This window comes from Streptomyces bobili (genome assembly GCF_002154575.1).
GTDB classification, from domain to species: domain Bacteria; phylum Actinomycetota; class Actinomycetes; order Streptomycetales; family Streptomycetaceae; genus Streptomyces; species Streptomyces bobili.
Window position 1 is genome coordinate 1 of the sequence record NZ_MUBA01000239.1, and the last position, 16,189, is coordinate 16,189.

Consider the following 16,189-nt stretch of genomic DNA (forward strand, 5'->3'; position numbering starts at 1 on the left):
TCGCCGAACGGGTCGTCGGCGCCGACGACCCGTTCGGCGATCGGCATGTCCGTGACGCGGAAACCGGTGCCGAAGACGATCGCGTCGACCTCGGCCTCGCTGCCGTCGGCGGCGACCAGGGTGTTTCCGCGGATCTCGTGCAGCCCGCTCGCCACGACGTCCACGTTCGGGCGGGTGAGCGCCGGGTAGTACTCGCTGGACAGCAGGATGCGCTTGCAGCCGATGCGGTAGTCCGGGGTGAGCTTGGCGCGCAGGGCCGGGTCCTTGACCGCGCGGGCCATGTTCGCCTTGGCGAGCCGCTCGACGAAGCCGAGTTCGTTCGGGTGCTTGGTGAAGGCCTGCACCTGGAGTTCGCGGATGCCCCACAGCAGCCCGCGGCGGGCCTGCGTGGTGAACGGCAGCTGTTTGTGCAGCCAGCGCTCGGCGCCGCTGATCGCCCGGTCGACGCGGGGCATCACCCACGGCGGGGTGCGCTGGAAGAGGGTGAGGCCGGCGACCTTCGGCTGGATCGCGGGCACGATCTGGATGGCCGAGGCGCCGGTGCCGACCATGGCGACGCGCTTGCCGGTGAGGTCGTAGTCGTGGTCCCAGCGGGCGGAGTGGAAGACCTTGCCGGGGAACGACTCCAGGCCGGGGATCTCGGGGATCTTCGGATCGGAGAGCGGGCCGGTCGCGGACACCACGACGTCCGCCGAGAGCGATCCCCTCGCCGTCTCGATGTCCCATCGCAGCAGCTCCGGGTCCCAGGTCATCCGCTTGACCTCGGAGTCGAAGCGGATGTGCGGGCGCAGCCGGAAGACGTCCGCGACGTGCTCCAGGTAGGCGCGGATGTGCTCCTGCCCGGAGAAGGTGCGCGGCCAGTCGGGGTTGGGCGCGAAGGAGAAGGAGTAGAGGTGGGACGGCACGTCACAGGCGCATCCGGGATAGCTGTTGTCCCGCCAGGTGCCGCCGACGCCGCTCGCCCGCTCCAGGACGACGAAGTCGGTGATCCCCTCCCGGCGCAGCCGCACCGCGGCCCCCAGTCCGCCGAACCCGGACCCGATCACCGCCACCCGCACATGCTTGTGCTCGTGCTCCGCCATCCCGACGCCTCCTTGCCTCGCGACACACTTCGCTGCGACCGTGCCAGTGAACACTGGCGCAATCGGAGCGTAGAGCAGCACCGTACTGATGGGTAGGGGCCGGAAGAAGGAAAGTTACCGACGGTACGACATAGGCTTCCCCGGTGACCGACAAGCGGGAGTACCGGACGGAGGAACTGGCCAGGGAGGCCGGCATCACGGTGCGCACCCTGCGCTTCTACCGTGAGCGCAAACTGCTCGCGCCACCCCGGCGCGAGGGCCGTATCGCCTGGTACGACGACCACCACCTGGCCCGCCTGCGCACGATCGCGGCGCTGCTGGACCGCGGCCACACCCTCACCGGCATCGCCGAACTGGCCGACGCCCTCGACCACGGCCGCGACGTCGCCGACCTGCTCGGCGTCGGCGGCCCCACCGAGGAGGAGCCGATCCACCTCACCCCCGAGGAACTCGCCGCCCGCTTCGAGGGCCAGGTCACCCCGGAGAACCTCGCCGCCGCCCTCGACCTCGGCTACCTGGCCACCGACGGCGACGAGATCGTCCACATCAGCCGCCGCCTGCTGGACGTCTCCGCCGCCCTGGTCCGCGAGGGCATTCCCCTCGCCGAGGTCCTCACCGCAGGCGCCCGCGACCACGCCGACGCCCTCGCCGAACTCTTCACCGCCGTGATCCTCCGCCACGCGGGCGAGGAAGCCCTGCCCCGCCTGCGCCCACTGGCACGAAGCGTGGTGGAGGCGGAGCTTTCACTGGCGCTGGACCGGCGGTTGCGGCGGGTTCAGCAGCCGTAGGTCGCGGCTTTTCGTCGCGGCGGGTTCAGAGGTCGTAGACCACCGTGACCGGCGCGTGGTCCGACCAGCGCTCGTCGTGCGTGGCCGCCCGCTCGACGAGGCCCTTGACGGCCTTGGCCGCGAGGCCGGGGGTCGACACGTGGAGATCGATTCTCCATCCCGAATCGTTGTCGAAGGCCCGTCCCCGGTACGACCACCACGTGTACGGCCCCGTCACGTCCGGGTGGAGGGTGCGCACCACGTCGACGTAGCCGCCCGCCTCGGGCGTGAGGACCTGGGTCAGCCATTCGCGTTCCTCGGGGAGGAAGCCGGAGTTCTTGGTGTTGGAGCGCCAGTTCTTCAGGTCGGCCTGCTGGTGGGCGATGTTCCAGTCGCCGCAGATCAGGACCTGGCGGCCGTCGGCGGCGGCGCGTTCGCGGAGGGTCTTGAGGTAGGCGAGGAACTCGTCCATGAAGCGGACCTTCTCGTCCTGGCGGTCGGTGCCGACCTCACCGGACGGGAGGTAGAGGGAAGCGACCGTCACACCCGGCAGGTCGGCCTCGACGTAGCGGCCGCTCGTGTCGAACTCGGTGGAGCCGAAGCCGATGCGGACGGCGTCCGGTTCGCGGCGGGTGTAGAGGGAGACGCCCGCGCGGCCCTTGGCGGCGGCGGGGGCGTGGGTGACGTGCCAGCCCTCGGGGGCGCGGACGGTCTCCGGCAGTTGCTGGGATTCGGCGCGCACCTCCTGGAGGCACAGCACATCGGCGGAGGTGTCGGCGAGCCACTCCACGAAGCCCTTCTTCGCGGCGGCGCGCAGTCCATTCACGTTTACGGAGGTCACGGTCAGCACGCGGGCACGATACCGGCACACTGGACGGGGTCCAGATTTTCCACCGCCGCCTAGCTATGCATGGATGTACCGTGAGCAGCATGAATATACGCCGCGTTCCGTTCGACCACCCCGACGCCGTGAAGCTGAACGACGAGGTCCAGGCCGAGTACCACGAGCGCTACGGCGACGGCGGTGACGCCACGGTGCTGGAGCCCGCGGACTTCGATCCCCCGCGCGGCGTGTATCTCATCGCCTACGACGAGCTGGGCAGGCCGGTCGCCACGGGCGGCTGGCGCAGCCAGGACGAGAACGGCGAGGGCAACCAGGACGGCGACGCCGAGCTGAAGCGGATGTTCGTGGTCAAGCAGGCGCGGGGGCGAGGGCTGGCCCGCCGGATGCTCGCCACACTGGAGGACGACGCCCGCGCGGCCGGCCGCCTCCGCATGGTCCTGGAAACCGGCACCGAGCAGCCGGAGGCCATCGCGCTGTACACCTCCAGCGGCTACGAGCCCTGCACCAAGTTCGGCTACTACCGCTTCCACGACGACAGCCGCTGCTTCGCGAAGCGGCTCAGCTCCTGACTCCTGAAGCCGGGCCGCTCAGCTCCTGAGGTAGGCCACCCTGCGCCGGAGGCGGCCTGGGTGGAGGGCGTCGCGGCGATGGCCTGAGTTCACTGAGGCTCATTCCCTGGTGAAGGTGCCGAGGCCGGTCGTGTCGAGGTTCTCGACCCGGACCTTGTCGGCGCGTCCGCCGGACCCGACGGTGAAGGTCACGCCGGACAGGCCGACGGCGTTTTCGCCGGTGGTGCGGTAGCTGAAGGTGTCACCGTCGTAGTGGCGCAAGGAGAACCGCTGCTTCTTGGGCCCAAGTTGCATGGTGAGTTCGTCCCCCTGGACGCTGACGGTCATCGGGCCGTAGTAGTCATTGGCGTACGTTCCGGTGTAGGCGCTGTTCGCCTTGGCGGGTGCGGGCGAGGCCGGAGGCTTGCTGTAGTCGACCGGCGACTGTTCCCCCGCGAGGGTCTGCTTGATGATCGGCCCGAGGAACGCCAGCCAGTCGACGGTGGATCCGCCCGTCTGCGCGGTGTCGAGGAACGTGGCGGTGATCGACTCGGGCAGGCCGACGGGCTGGCCGTTGGTCAGGACGACGATGCCGAGCTTCTCCGAGGGCAACAACGCGACGTTGGTGGCCGCCCCCAGCGCGAAGCCGCCGGAGTGGCCGAGCTTCAGCCTGCCCTGGTCGTCGTAGCTCACGTTCCAGCCGAGCCCGTAGAACCCGGACCTGCCCGCGGGCGCGTGCGGCGGCTCGGAGAGCATGTGCGGCAGGTGGGTCTCGTCCAGTGCGTCGGCGTCGATGACCTGCCGCCCCTCGAACTTGCCGTTGCCGAGCTGCAGGCGCAGCCACTTCGCCATGTCCCGGACGGTGGAGCTGGCCCCGCCCGCCGGGCTCTGGGCGTCCGCGTCCCGTACGAACTCGGCCTGCCAGGTGTCGCCCTGCCTCACATGGGTGACGGCCTTGTTCCCGGCCTTCTCGTAGTCGGCGAAGGAGGAACTGGTGGAGTCCATGCCCAGCGGCCGGTACAGCTTGTCGGCGGACAGATCCTCCCAGTTGGTGTCCGCCGCCCGCGCGACGGCGACCGCGGCTTCGGTCAGCCCGAAGTTGGTGTACGCGTAGTGGGCACGGAAGGGGGCCGACGGTTCGTACCGCAGACGCTCCAGGATGTACGAGCGGTCGTAGCCGAGGTCCTCCAAGAGGTCCCCGGCGTGGTCGGGCAGCCCGCTGCGGTGCGAGAACAGGTCGGCGAGCGTGACGTGGCGGGTCACCCAGGGGTCCTTGAGGGCGAAGCCCGGGCTGTGCTCGACGACCGGGTCGTCCCAGCCGACGGTCTTCTCACCCACGGCCGCGGCGACCACGGTCGATGCGACCGGCTTGGAGACCGAGGCGAGCTGGAAGACGGTGTCGGGTCCGACCCGGCCCTTCGCGCCGGCCTTCCGTGCGCCGAAGCCCTTCAGATACAGCACCTCGTCGTCATGGACCACGCCGACGGCGACCCCCGGCACACCGGTCCTGCGCATGGCGTCCTGTACGACTCCGTCGAGCCGGTCCACCGCGGCGTCGACCTTGGCCCGCGTGAGGCGCGGCGGCGGCTGGGCAGGCGGGACGGTGGGTAGCGGCGACGTCTGGGCGGCCGCCCTGTGGACGGCGGCGGCGGAGCTGTCGGGACCCGCGCAGCCGCCGCCGGCCAGGGCCGCGATCAGGCCCAGTGCCGCAGCGGAGCGAAGACGCCGGGTGTGCGCCTGGTCAAGGTGAGACATGTTTTCCAGTGAAGGTGCTGCCCCGACGCCTGTCGCATCAGCGAGCCATCCGGGGGACCCGCCGCCTCGCGATCACGTCCGAGTGCCGCTCGCTCGCAGCAGGGGCTGGGACCCGGATGCGCCGGACGCAGGTTCGCGCCCTTACGTCGGTGGCGCACCGACCACACACTGCGCGGTCCCGTACTCATGCGGCAGCGCACAGCTCTCGGTCCCGGCCGGAAAGCACCAGGCCACCGTGCAGGAGCGCCCACGACCCGGTTGCGGGTGGGCGGAAACAGCCAGGGACCGGCGCTTGGCGTCGCCGGCGCCGAGATGCTCACTCTGTTTTCAGGCTGTGGATGAGGGCTTGGAGTCCGGCGGGCGTGGTCGTGAGGGTGGTGGTCGGATCGTCGCTCTCGCGGAGTTGTAGGGCATGGGCGGAGGTGGCGAGTTCCAGGCAGGCGTTTCCTTCGCCTCCGCCGGAGAACGAGGACTTCTGCCAGTCGAGGAGTCTGGGCATCCTGCGGCCTCTCCTGTCTAGATCTGCCGCGCTAGGCGGTGGATGAAGTCTTGCGAGGCTTCGACAGTAAGTGCCATGTCTCTCATGCGGTCGAGGAGGAGGCGGTACCAGGCCAGTTGTGCTTCTGCGTCCAGGAACAGCACTCCGTGCAAGGCGTCGAGCTGGACCGTGTCGAGTTGGGGTACCGCGCCGCACGCGTACATGACAGGACTGCCGAGTCCTGCGAACCCTTCGGCGTCGTACGTCACGACTCGTACGGAGATGTTGTCGCGGTGCGCCAGTTCCAGGACGCGGTCAAGCTGGGCGCGGGCCGCCTTGCGTCCGCCGAAGCGCATGCGGAGCGCGGATTCATGAATGATCGCTTCCTGGGGGACGCGCGCTTCGGGCTCAATGAGTTGCTGGCGCTGTAGCCGGTGCTGGATCTGGAGTTCACGCTCCGCGTCGGAGAGTTGGGGCGCCGACAGGGTGAAGACGGCACGCATGTACTCCTCGGTCTGGAAGAGGCCGGGGATGTGTACGACCTGATAGGTGCGGATGTACGTGGCGTGGTGTTCGAGTTCCGCGACATCCAGGAAGCTGGACGCGATGCCGCCCCGGTATGCCTGCCACCAACGTTTGCCGCGCTCATTCGCCATGGCGACCAAGGCGTTGACGAGGGGCTCGTCCTCGCAGACGTAGATCTCCGCGAGGCGAAGGACGCGCCCGTCACTGATGCCCGCGCGACCGGCTTCCTGGTGGCTGAGCATCATGTAGTTCGAGCCGATCGCGACGGCGGCCTCCCGCGCGGTCATCCCGGCGCGCTCGCGCATCTTACGCAGTTCAGCGCCAAGCCTGACCTGACGTGCCGTCGGGTTGCTGCGTTGCGGCATGCGGCCCGTTCCTCATCGGCTCATGGAATCTGACGCCCCATCCTGGCACGCGACCCTTCCGGAGGAAATTTCCGGATGCATGTTGCGACGGATGTAAGTTGCGCCCTACGGTCTGTGGTGCATCAACTACGCACCGCGACTGCCCCGTAGCAATCCGGAAGTGCACCGCTCTCCTTCATGAGGGAAAGACGGCAGGCCACCGTTCGGGACCGCAAGGCACAGCAACTCGTAGAACACACCAGCACCTTGGAGGTTGTATGAATACCGAACCGCCGTGCCCTGGCCCGTTACGCGGCCATTTCCCGCCGCAGCCGCTCCAGGCTCTGACTCGCCCGCGCGCAGAGTGCGGGCAGGACGCGGCCGGTGATGCGGACAACTCGCTGGAGTTGGTGCGGCAACCGGTGGACGCGCGCCGCGTTGATCGCCACAGCAAGGCGGTCAGCAGCACCGGTACGGTCGCCACGCAGCAGCAGGACCCGGCCTGCCGTGACGTGCTCGATCACCTGCCACTGCGGCGTGATGGCCGAGGTGGCGGGGGACTGCTCACCGGCGAGGCGTACCGCCTGGTCACCGCGCCCGGTGGCGACCAGTCCACGCATCCGGATCTCGTGCAACGCGAAGGGGTTCACCAACGAGGTGTGCGCGACCTGTTCGAGCAACGCCCGGTTGTCTCGAACCGTCATGTCGAAGAGGGTCCCGTCGCCGAGCTCTCCGGCGGCGCGCGCGAGCAGAGTCAGAGCCGAGGCGCGCCCGTCGTCATCAGGTGCGACGGCGACGGCCTCGTGGAGGCGGTCGACGGCGGCTCCGACCAGTCCGGCCTTGCGCAGCTCGTTCCCGTGCATGCGCAAGGCGTACGAGCACATGTCCGGATCGTCCAGGTACCGGGCGATAGCCAGTCCCTGACCGGTCCAGCGGGCGGCGGTGACCAGTCGCTCTTCGGGCAGAACGTGGCCAAGAGCAACGCCCAGCCCGACGCGCGCCCCGGCCAACAGCGTGAGGAGTTCCCGTTCGGCGTGACCGTCGGCGACCTGGGCTTCCAGGCGGGCCACCAGCGGCCACAACTCGGCAACCGCTTCGGTTGCGTGTCCGCTCTGGCGGACGATCTCCGCGAGCCGGACGGTGGAGTTCCCGAACTGCACCATCGCGACGTGGTCCGCGTCGGACGGGTCCGTCACTCCCAGCGCATGGGGCGGCAGGCACAGAGCAGCGGCGATACGGCGGCGCGAGGGCACGTCGTCGATGGTGCGGCGTCCGTTCTCGACCATCGAGACATACGTCTTGTCGTAGCCGAGGAGATCGCCGAGGGCGGCTTGCGAGAGAGAGTGAATCTGCCGGTAGAACCGGAGAATCGGTCCCAGGTCGCGGGTGACGAGGACGGCTTCAGCCTGTGGGGTCGCCCAATGCCACAGGGTGTGCGGCAACAGGGCCCTTGGAGCCGGCAGACGGCCGTCGGCCCCAACCAAGGTCTACCGCCCCGGTTGCTGCTTGTACCAGGCGGCAACCGACGCCTTGTATCCGTCGGGCATCCGAAGGCCGGGGACCTCGTCCACCGTGAACAGCCCGACTTCCTTGTGCTCGTGGCTGATAACAGGCAGCACGTCCGGAGTCAGGACCGTGCAGCCGTAGGTGACGATCAGGACGTGCCGGTCAGGGATCGGCTGGTACACCCACGCGTCCAGCAGCGGCCCTGCGGCGACTTCCCAGCCCGACTCCTCCTCGACTTCGCGAACCACGCACTGCTCGGGGGACTCACCGAGCTCCAGCCGCCCGCCGGGCAGTTCCCACTCGTCCCGTTCGTTGCGCAGCAACAGCACGCGGCCGTCGCCGTCCACAGCAACGCCCTTCACAGAGACGGGAAAAGTATGCGGCGTGTACGTCATGGCGTCCTTCACGGATCGGTGCGATGGCAGAGCCGAGACGCTCGGAACGTAACACGCACAGGGCACCTGACAGTCTTGATCGACCACCCAACGGGGTTGACAATCTGTCACTTTACGAGGCGGTGCGTGACTACCGACAGTGAGACCACCTGTCTGGCACACCACGACGGAAGGAACTCTCCGATGACGCGCGTCGTAGTCAAGGCGAAGAACGGCATAGACGCGCTTCCCCTTCCGGGACCGCCCAGCATGGACACGGATTTGGCTGTTTCCGATGCGCTGCGCAGCACCGGGTTGGCGCTTCTCGACCAGTTACCCACCCGGCAGGACGTACTCGACGCCGCTGCCGACGTCATGCACATCACGCCCCACAGGGACAGCGACCCCGACGGCCTCACCGTCATCCGGGACACCGGCCGGCACACCGGACGCGAGGGCTTCGCGGGGCTGAGTAACGGCGAAGTGCTGCCGCACACCGAGCGTTCCAGCCTCGCCACCCCGCCCCGGCTGATGATGCTGGTCTGCGCCCGGCCGCGACCACCGGCGGACAATGCCTGCTCGCCGACGGCCACGCCGTGTACGCCGATCTCGCCGAGGACCACCCGGACGCGGTGGCCGCGCTCAGCGAACCGCGTAGCGCCTTCTTCGGCGGTCGCGACGGACACCTCGGTTCGGTCTTCACCCCGCGTCCGGACGGACGCCCCCAGATCCGGCTGCGCTGGGACAGCCTTGCCCGGTTCTCGCCGCTCGCCCAGCCCTACCTGCCCGTACTGCGGGCGGCGATCGCCCGCCGCCAGCGGACACTGACGCTCGCCGCCGGTCAGGGATACGTCCTGGACAACACCCGCTGGCTCCACGCCCGTACCGCCTTCACCGGACCGCGCCTGTGCTACCGGGCGCTCGGCGAGCCGATGGACGTCGGCCCGTGAGCAAATCCGACATGGACTGGCGGATGGAGTTCACGCCGCATGAGAAGTGCGTGTGGCTGGTCCGCAGACAGGTGCGCCGGACCCTGACCCGGTGGGGCTGCGGTGAGGACGATGTCGACACCGCCGTGCTGGTGTGCAGTGAACTCGCGACGAACGCGGTGCGGTACACGCACGTACCCCACCAGAGCTTCGAGGTCCGCCTCGGCGTCTCCGGCAAGGAATGCCTGGTCGAGGTCTCCGATGCCAGCGACACGCCTCCCTGCGCCGCCACGCCGGACGCTGACGCCGAGCGCGGCCGGGGCCTTCTGCTGGTCGCCGCGCTCGCCGAAAGCGTCGGGCATCGCGAGCGGACACCGGTCGGCAAGACGGTGTGGGCGCTCCTGCTGCTGAACGGACCCGTCTCATGAAGGCCCGGCACGCTCTGGCCACCGCCGTCTGCGCGGCGGCGTTCCTCACCGTTCTGGCTGTACGAGCACGCCGCCCGCACAGTCGCCCGCGTCCGATACAACTGCTCCTCGAAGCCGAACACTCCTGGCTCGCCCGTCCCTTGCGGGGAGCAGCGACCACCGGGCCTGCCATCGGTGCCATGACGTACCGACCCGCCCGCCCTCACCAGCCCCAGTTCCAGCCCCCCGGCATCGACCTGATGAGACGCGTACTGCATGGGCTGCGCGCACTCGACTGAAGGCAGAGGAATGACGACACAGACCGAGTACGAGACCAAGGCCCTGGACATCGACCCGGCCGAAATGGCGCAGCGCATCGCGGCTGCCGGAGGAACCCACGTAAGCGACCGCGTGATGCGCCGGTATGTCTACGACATCGCACCCGGCGACACCAGCCGCTGGATCCGGCTGCGCGATACCGGCAGCGAGGTGACCCTGTGCGTCAAGGAGATCACCTCCGACGCCGTGGACGGCACGCGCGAGACCGAAACGACCGTGGGCGACTTCGACACGGCCAACGCCCTCCTCGGCAGCCTCGGTTTCATCGCGAAGGCGTACCAGGAGAACCGTCGCTCCTCCTGGCTGCTGAACGATGTCCGGCTGGAGATCGACTCCTGGCCGCTGATCCCGCCGTATCTGGAGATCGAGGGCGATGACGCCGAGCAGGTGTGGGCGGCGGCCAAGCGCCTCGGCCTGGACCGCGCGGCGCTGACGAGCCAGAACACCACTGCCGTGTACGCCCGCTACGGCATCGACCTGACCACCATCGCCGACCTGCGCTTCCCCTCTCGCTGACGCTCGGCCCCCTGGAAGGCGGCCCCATGCACGGCTCACCCGATCTGCCGGTGGAAATCAGGCCGGACCGTACTCTCCGCGTGAAGGTCATCGACGCATGCGGGATGGCCTGCACCTTCTGCCACAACGAGGGCACGCCGGTCACCGCCGACAACCACGGGCGTACCGCCGGGGAGTTCACCGGAACCCCCGGCCCCACCGGACGGGTGTCGATCTACCTCCGCACCAACCGGGCCGACTTCCTGCCCGCCCGCATCGAACCCGACACCGACTACGCGCTCGCCCTGGCCGCCATGCGCGGCAGCGTCGACACCGACGAAGTCCACTTCACCGGCGGGGAACCCACCCTCCACCCCAGGCTCCCCGAACTGGTTGCCATCGCCCACCGCCTCGGCCTGACCGTCGGTATCACCTCCAACGGGGAGAACGGGGCTGCCGTCCTCGCCGAATGCGCCGCCGCCGGGCTCGACCGCATCAACCTGTCCGTCTTCGGCACCACACCCGAGGAACTGGCCGCCGTCCAGGCCGCCCGCTACGCCTCCACCGCCCTCGCCGAACGCAAACTCGCCGCCCTGCACGCCACCGTCGACACAGCGCTGTCCCACGGCGTGAAGGTCTCTGCCAACATCGTCCTCCCCGACCACACCCACATCCCCCGCGTGCTGAGGATCATCGAGACCTACGGCCAGAACGTGACCGTACGCGTCCTGACCTCCCTGACAGACGGCGACGCCTCCCTGGCCGCCGTGCAGGACCTCCTCAGCCACCTCGGCGCCCAGCCAGTCCGGCACATCCATACCGCCGGAGCCTCCGGCAGCCGCACCCGCTACCGCCTCCCCGACGGCCACCACCTCGACACCAAGACCATCCGCCCCACCCGCCTGCCCGACACCTGCGCCACCTGCCGCTTCAACAACGACCACGACTGCCAGGAGGGCTTCTACGGCATCCGCCTCTACCGTGCCCAGAACGGCCCGTTCATGGTCGGCGTCTGCATCCAGCGCATGGACCTGTGCGTGCCACTCGGTCAATTCGTCATGAGCACGCTCTGCCGCGAAGTCCAGACCTTCCGCGACGACGAACACACCCGCCTGACCACGCTCCACCAGCAAGCTATTCCCGCGTGAATTGCGCGTGGATCACCTGAGGAACGCCAGCACCGCCAGTACCCGCCGGTTCGCGTCGTCCGAGACCGGCAGGTCCAGCTTCGCGAAGATGTTGGACGTGTGTTTGATGACGGAGCGTTCGGTGATCACCAGGGCCTGGGCGATGGAGGCGTTGGAGCGGCCCTCGGCCATCAGCGCCAGGACCTCGCGCTCGCGGGGGGTGAGGCGGGCGAGGGAGCCTTTGGGGCCGTTGCTGTCCTTGGCGAAGAGTTTGGCCACGACGTCGGGGTCCATGGCGGTGCCGCCGGCGGCGACCCGGCGGACGGACTCCACGAACTGGTCGGGGTCGAAGACGCGGTCCTTGAGGAGGTAGCCGATGCCGCCGCTGCCGTCGGCGAGCAGCTCACGCGCGTAGAGCTGCTCGACGTACTGGGAGAGGACGAGCACCGGCAGGCCCGGGACCTGCTTGCGGGCGGTGAGGGCGGCCTGGAGGCCCTCGTCGGTGAAGGTGGGCGGGAGGCGTACGTCGACGACCGCGACGTCGGGCCGCTCGTCGACGAGGGCCCGTAAGAGGCTGGGCCCGTTGTCGACGGCGGCCACGATCTCGAAGTCGTACGCCTCCAGCAGCCTCACCAGGCCGTCGCGCAGGAGGAACAGGTCTTCGGCTAGGACAACGCGCAAGGGATCTCCAGGGTGAGGGTGGTGGGTCCGCCGACCGGGCTGTGGACCGCGAGCACCCCGTCGAAGGCGGCGAGGCGGCGCTCGATGCCGCGCAGGCCGGTGCCGCGCGAGGGGTCGGCCCCGCCGTGGCCGTCGTCGCTGACCTGGGCGCGGATCCGGCCGTCGGCGTACCAGAGGTCGACGTCGACGTGGGTCGGGGAGGCGTGCTTGGCGGCGTTGGTGAGGATCTCGGAGACGGCGAAGTAGAGGGCGGACTCGACGGGGGCGTCGGCGCGGCCGGGCAGTTCGGCGGTGACGGAGACGTCGAGCGGGCTGTCCAGGGCGAGGGCGCGGACGGCGTCGGCGAGACCGCGGTCGGCGAGGACCGGCGGGTGGATGCCGCGGATCAGGTCGCGCAGCTCGGTCAGGGCGCTGGCGGAGGCCTTTCGGGTGTCGGCGAGGATCGCGCGGACCGCCTCCGGGTCCTTGGCGAGGAGCTGCTCGGCGACGCCGAGGTTCATGCCGAGGGCGACGAGCCGGGCCTGGGCGCCGTCGTGCAGGTCGCGCTCGATGCGGCGCAGTTCGGCGGCGGAGCTGCTGACGACCTCGGAACGGGTGCGGGTGAGGTGCAGGACCTTGCGGGCGGTCTCGGTGGGGGCGAGGAGGGTGCGGGCGAGCTGGGCGTGGGCGCGCATCAGGGCGGGTGCCGAGACGAGGCCGATCAGCAGGGTCGGGATGCCCAGTCCGAGGGCGTACAGCGCGCTCTGACTGTCCGTCACCTTGACGAACCAGTACCAGTTGTTGCCGCCGCTGCCGCTGATGTCCTCCCACAGCAGGGGCATCAGCAGGCCGAAGACGCCGAACGCGATCAGCGTGAGCGGCAGCAGCACCAGGACGAGTCCGACGACCGGGTTGACCAGCATCCAGGCGAGGTCCCGCCAGGTCGCCGGGTCGGTGAGGATCCACTGGGTGCGGGCCCACCAGCTCTTGAGGCCGCCCTCGCGCGGCGGCTCGGGCAGGTACGGCTCGGGGATGCCGCCCTCCAGGCGGGCGCCGGCCAGCCGGCGGGTGATGTTCACCGTGCTGCGGGCGGCGATCGCCGCCGCCGGGATGAGGAAGAGGCCGATACCCGCCCCGAGCAGGGAGATCGCGGTGACCAGAAGGGAGAAGAAGAAGACCTCTACGACGGCCAGTCCCGCCAGCGGAAGTCCGGCGACCGCGGTACGTGCGTCCTTGGCGATATTCATGCCACAACTCCTGAGATCCGGCGGCCCGTTGCCGCCCTACGTGTTACATCCTGGTGTGCCACGTGCCGCCGATCACGGGACCATTGTCCCCTCTCGGGGGGTGTACCTGGGTACACCCCGGACACCACACAGGGCCATGGGGCGCGACGGCCCCGGCGCGTGGAATGGAAGGCATGACGAGCCGAGAGCGAATCCTCATCCTGGTGGCGGCCGTGGTGACCGCCGTCCTGTGCGTGGTGACCCCGGCCGCCGCCGGTACGGGTGCCCGTGCCGCCGCCGGTACGGGTGCCGGTACCGGTGATACGGCGTCCGCACGGCAGGGGGGCGGGAGCCTGTCCGCCCTGCTGGACGAACTGGTGCCGAAGCAGCTGGCCGACTACCGCATCCCCGGCGCCTCCGTCGTCGTCGTGGACCGGGGCGGGCGGACGCTGACCAAGGGGTACGGTCTGGCGGACGTGGAGCGCGAGGTGCGCAGCGACCCGCGCAGGACCGGCTACTTCATGGCCTCCGACGCCAAGCTGTTCACGGCGGTCGCCGTGCTCCAGCAGGTGGAGAAGGGCAAGCTGAGCCTGGACGCCGACGTCAACCGGTACCTGACCGCCTTCAACGTCAAGGACAGTTACCCGGGTAAGCCGGTGACGGTCCGTCATCTGCTCACGCACACCGCCGGGTTCGACACCAGCATCCTCGGCCGCGGCGGCACCTCGCCCGAGCCGGCGGGCGCCCTCGGCGAGAGCCTCGACAAGCACCAGCCGAAGCGGGTACGTCCGCCCGGCGAGGTCGCGAGCTACGACAACTACGGTGTCGCGCTGGCCGGTTACCTGGTCGAACAGGTCACCGGGACCCCCTTCGCCACCTACGTCGACCGCGCCGTCCTGACCCCCCTCGGCATGACCCGCACCACCTTCGCCCGGCCCGACGCCCGTACCGCCGACGCCCTCGCCCTCGGCTACCGGCCCGACGGCGGCCGGCAGCGCGCCGAGGACGGGCAGTACGGCGCGTGGACGCCGACCGGCGCCGGCGCGGTCACCACCGCCGCCGACATGGGCCGCCTGATGAGCGCCCTGCTCGACGGCGGCGGCCCGGTCCTGACCCCCGCCTCCACCCGCGCCATGCTGCACCGCCAGTTCGCCAACGACCCCCGGCTGCCCGGCATCGGCTACCTGCTGGAGGAGCGTCAGCGGGCCGGCGAGCGCATGTGGGTGAAGGACGGTGACCTGCCCGGCTTCCACGGCAACCTGGCCCTGCTGCCCGCCTCCGGAGTCGGCGTGTACGTCGTCTACAACGGCGACGGTGTCGACGGCAGTGCCTCCTACGCCGGCCAGGAACTGGTGAACCGGGTGGCCGACCGGCTCGGTGACGGCGGCAAGGGTGCCGCGGCCACCCCGTCCGGCACGACGACCGACCGCGGCAAGCCCGCCGGGAAGCCCTCGGCCGGCGCCTCCGCGCAGCTCGCCCAGCGGGACAAGGCCGCGTCCTCCCCCTACTCCGGCTACTACCGCACCACCCGCACCAGCACCTCCGACCTGACCCGGGTCGCGGCGCTCACCACCTCCGTGCACGTCACCGCCGACGAGGGTGGCGCGCTGACCACGACCGGGCTGGCCCGCGACCCGCGGGTCGGCGAGCAGCACTGGGTGCCGGTCGCGCCGGGCGTCTTCCAGGAGCGCGCCGGGCAGGACCGGATCGCCTTCCGCGACGGCCGGCTGGCCCTGGCCTCCGACCCGACGCAGGTCTTCGAGAAGCTGCCCTGGTACCAGTCGCCGGCCCTGCACCAGCAGGCCCTGCTGGGCGGCCTCGCGGTCCTCGGCGCGGCCCTGCTGCTCCTCCCGCTGGTGGCGTACGTACGACGCCGCAAGGCCAAGGCGCCCGGCGGCCGGCTCGCCTGGACGCTGGCCTGGCTCACCGGCGCGATCCTGGCCACGGCCACCGTGTGCTTCATCCGGCTCACCGGCGACGGCAACGCCCTCAACCGGACCGTCCTCGTCGGCGACTCGCCCCTGCTGACCCTGATCCCCCACCTGGTCGCCGCCGCGGCCGCCGCCACCGCCCTGCTCCTGATCTGCACGGTGGTCGCCTGGCGCCGGGGCTGGTGGCCGGTGGCCGGCCGGGTCACCTACACCTGCCACGCCCTCGCGGCCACGGTCGTGGTCGGCCTGGGCGCGGCCTACGGACTCCTGCCGTAAGACCGACCGTGCCCGGCCCCGCACAAGGAGCCCGCCGCCGTCCGGGACAGTCCCGGACGGCGGCGGGCTCACCGCGTGACAGCGGGGAGGAGCGGTCATCCCCGGTCCCGCCAGGAACCGGCGGTCCCGTACTCGCCCGGCCGCCGGCGCCACCACTCGGCCACCGAACGGGCGGCCTCCGTGGACTCGGGGCGGGACTGGGTGAAGGCGTACAGGACGAGGGTGAGGGCGGCCAGCTCGGTCATGTCGGGCTCACCGGAGGTGACCTCGAAGGCGGGCGCGGGAAGCCCCGCGGGCAACGGCAGCGCGGGCGGGTTGGTGTACATGCCGGCTCCCCCTCAGCCCAGGCCCGCGGCGGCGGCGAGCTTGTCGGCGCGGTCGGTGCGCTCCCAGGTGAAGTCGGGCAGCTCGCGGCCGAAGTGGCCGTAGGCGGCGGTCTGGGCGTAGATCGGGCGCAGCAGGTCGAGGTCGCGGATGATGGCCGCCGGACGCAGGTCGAAGACCTCGGCGACGGCGTCCTTGATGCGGTCGACGGCGACCCGGGCGGTGCCGAACGTCTCGACGAACAGGCCGACC

18 protein-coding genes are annotated in these 16,189 nt (G+C 70.3%); 7 read left to right on the forward strand and 11 right to left on the reverse strand.

The genetic code is table 11. The features are described 5' to 3' along the window. On the reverse strand, nucleotides 1-1,082 hold a 1,082-nt coding region (locus tag BZL64_RS19870; protein ID WP_143663230.1), incomplete at its 3' end, for a flavin-containing monooxygenase. Between the two features lie 143 nt (nucleotides 1,083-1,225). Here BZL64_RS19870 and BZL64_RS19875 point away from each other — a divergent pair. Beyond that, nucleotides 1,226-1,870, forward strand: coding sequence for a MerR family transcriptional regulator (locus BZL64_RS19875; protein ID WP_086770541.1), 645 nt, complete (start codon nucleotides 1,226-1,228; stop codon nucleotides 1,868-1,870). A gap of 25 nt (nucleotides 1,871-1,895) precedes the next feature. Here the strand turns inward: BZL64_RS19875 and BZL64_RS19880 are convergent, their stop codons facing one another. Continuing rightward, a complete protein-coding gene (locus tag BZL64_RS19880) occupies nucleotides 1,896-2,720 on the reverse strand; it encodes an exodeoxyribonuclease III (RefSeq protein WP_086770542.1) in 825 nt (274 codons plus the stop codon). A gap of 59 nt (nucleotides 2,721-2,779) precedes the next feature. Here BZL64_RS19880 and BZL64_RS19885 point away from each other — a divergent pair, with 59 nt between their 5' ends. Beyond that, nucleotides 2,780-3,262, forward strand: coding sequence for a GNAT family N-acetyltransferase (locus tag BZL64_RS19885; protein WP_086770543.1), 483 nt, complete (start codon nucleotides 2,780-2,782; stop codon nucleotides 3,260-3,262). Between the two features lie 99 nt (nucleotides 3,263-3,361). Here BZL64_RS19885 and BZL64_RS19890 read toward each other — a convergent pair whose 3' ends face one another. The 5 genes from BZL64_RS19890 to BZL64_RS19910 all read right to left on the reverse strand — a co-directional run bounded on the left by BZL64_RS19890 (nucleotide 3,362) and on the right by BZL64_RS19910 (nucleotide 8,244). Next, nucleotides 3,362-4,996 (reverse strand): serine hydrolase, encoded by a 1,635-nt coding sequence (locus BZL64_RS19890; protein WP_086770544.1) that lies wholly within the window; start codon nucleotides 4,994-4,996, stop codon nucleotides 3,362-3,364. 316 nt (nucleotides 4,997-5,312) lie between these two features. Beyond that, the gene (locus BZL64_RS19895) at nucleotides 5,313-5,495 is read right to left on the reverse strand and encodes a DUF397 domain-containing protein (RefSeq protein WP_086770545.1); all 183 of its coding nucleotides are present in this window, start codon (nucleotides 5,493-5,495) and stop codon (nucleotides 5,313-5,315) included. Nucleotides 5,496-5,512: 17 nt separating this feature from the next. Further along, the gene (locus BZL64_RS19900; protein ID WP_086770546.1) at nucleotides 5,513-6,364 is read right to left on the reverse strand and encodes a helix-turn-helix domain-containing protein; all 852 of its coding nucleotides are present in this window, start codon (nucleotides 6,362-6,364) and stop codon (nucleotides 5,513-5,515) included. A gap of 287 nt (nucleotides 6,365-6,651) precedes the next feature. Then, on the reverse strand, nucleotides 6,652-7,785 hold the full coding sequence (locus BZL64_RS19905; protein ID WP_208639478.1) for a helix-turn-helix domain-containing protein: 1,134 nt from the start codon (nucleotides 7,783-7,785) through the stop codon (nucleotides 6,652-6,654). Nucleotides 7,786-7,830: 45 nt separating this feature from the next. Continuing rightward, complete coding sequence (locus BZL64_RS19910; RefSeq protein WP_086770547.1) at nucleotides 7,831-8,244, reverse strand: NUDIX hydrolase; 414 nt, start codon at nucleotides 8,242-8,244, stop codon at nucleotides 7,831-7,833. A gap of 521 nt (nucleotides 8,245-8,765) precedes the next feature. On the opposite strand from BZL64_RS19910, the gene BZL64_RS19915 reads away from it, so the two are divergent. From BZL64_RS19915 to BZL64_RS19930, 4 genes are all read left to right on the forward strand, one after another. Beyond that, a complete protein-coding gene (locus BZL64_RS19915; RefSeq protein ID WP_086770548.1) occupies nucleotides 8,766-9,173 on the forward strand; it encodes a TauD/TfdA family dioxygenase in 408 nt (135 codons plus the stop codon). Further along, on the forward strand, nucleotides 9,170-9,580 hold the full coding sequence (locus tag BZL64_RS19920; RefSeq protein WP_244205409.1) for an ATP-binding protein: 411 nt from the start codon (nucleotides 9,170-9,172) through the stop codon (nucleotides 9,578-9,580). Before BZL64_RS19915 ends, BZL64_RS19920 begins: the two co-directional genes overlap by 4 nt. A 288-nt stretch (nucleotides 9,581-9,868) precedes the next feature. Beyond that, complete coding sequence (locus BZL64_RS19925; protein ID WP_086770549.1) at nucleotides 9,869-10,414, forward strand: class IV adenylate cyclase; 546 nt, start codon at nucleotides 9,869-9,871, stop codon at nucleotides 10,412-10,414. Nucleotides 10,415-10,440: 26 nt separating this feature from the next. Next, nucleotides 10,441-11,541 carry a radical SAM protein gene (locus BZL64_RS19930; protein ID WP_086770550.1) on the forward strand — a complete coding sequence of 367 codons (1,101 nt, stop codon included), beginning with the start codon at nucleotides 10,441-10,443 and terminating at the stop codon, nucleotides 11,539-11,541. A gap of 12 nt (nucleotides 11,542-11,553) precedes the next feature. Here BZL64_RS19930 and BZL64_RS19935 read toward each other — a convergent pair whose 3' ends face one another. Further along, nucleotides 11,554-12,201, reverse strand: a complete 648-nt coding sequence (locus tag BZL64_RS19935) for a LuxR C-terminal-related transcriptional regulator (RefSeq protein ID WP_086770551.1) — start codon at nucleotides 12,199-12,201, stop codon at nucleotides 11,554-11,556. Beyond that, the gene (locus tag BZL64_RS19940) at nucleotides 12,186-13,427 is read right to left on the reverse strand and encodes a sensor histidine kinase (RefSeq protein WP_086770552.1); all 1,242 of its coding nucleotides are present in this window, start codon (nucleotides 13,425-13,427) and stop codon (nucleotides 12,186-12,188) included. The genes BZL64_RS19935 and BZL64_RS19940 overlap by 16 nt, the downstream gene beginning before the upstream one ends. A gap of 173 nt (nucleotides 13,428-13,600) precedes the next feature. Here BZL64_RS19940 and BZL64_RS19945 point away from each other — a divergent pair, with 173 nt between their 5' ends. After that, nucleotides 13,601-15,613 carry a serine hydrolase domain-containing protein gene (locus BZL64_RS19945; RefSeq protein WP_158101543.1) on the forward strand — a complete coding sequence of 671 codons (2,013 nt, stop codon included), beginning with the start codon at nucleotides 13,601-13,603 and terminating at the stop codon, nucleotides 15,611-15,613. Between the two features lie 95 nt (nucleotides 15,614-15,708). Here the strand turns inward: BZL64_RS19945 and BZL64_RS19950 are convergent, their stop codons facing one another. Beyond that, complete coding sequence (locus BZL64_RS19950) at nucleotides 15,709-15,939, reverse strand: acyl-CoA carboxylase subunit epsilon (protein ID WP_086770554.1); 231 nt, start codon at nucleotides 15,937-15,939, stop codon at nucleotides 15,709-15,711. Between the two features lie 12 nt (nucleotides 15,940-15,951). After that, on the reverse strand, nucleotides 15,952-16,189 hold a 238-nt coding region (locus BZL64_RS19955), incomplete at its 5' end, for a methionine adenosyltransferase domain-containing protein (RefSeq protein ID WP_158101544.1).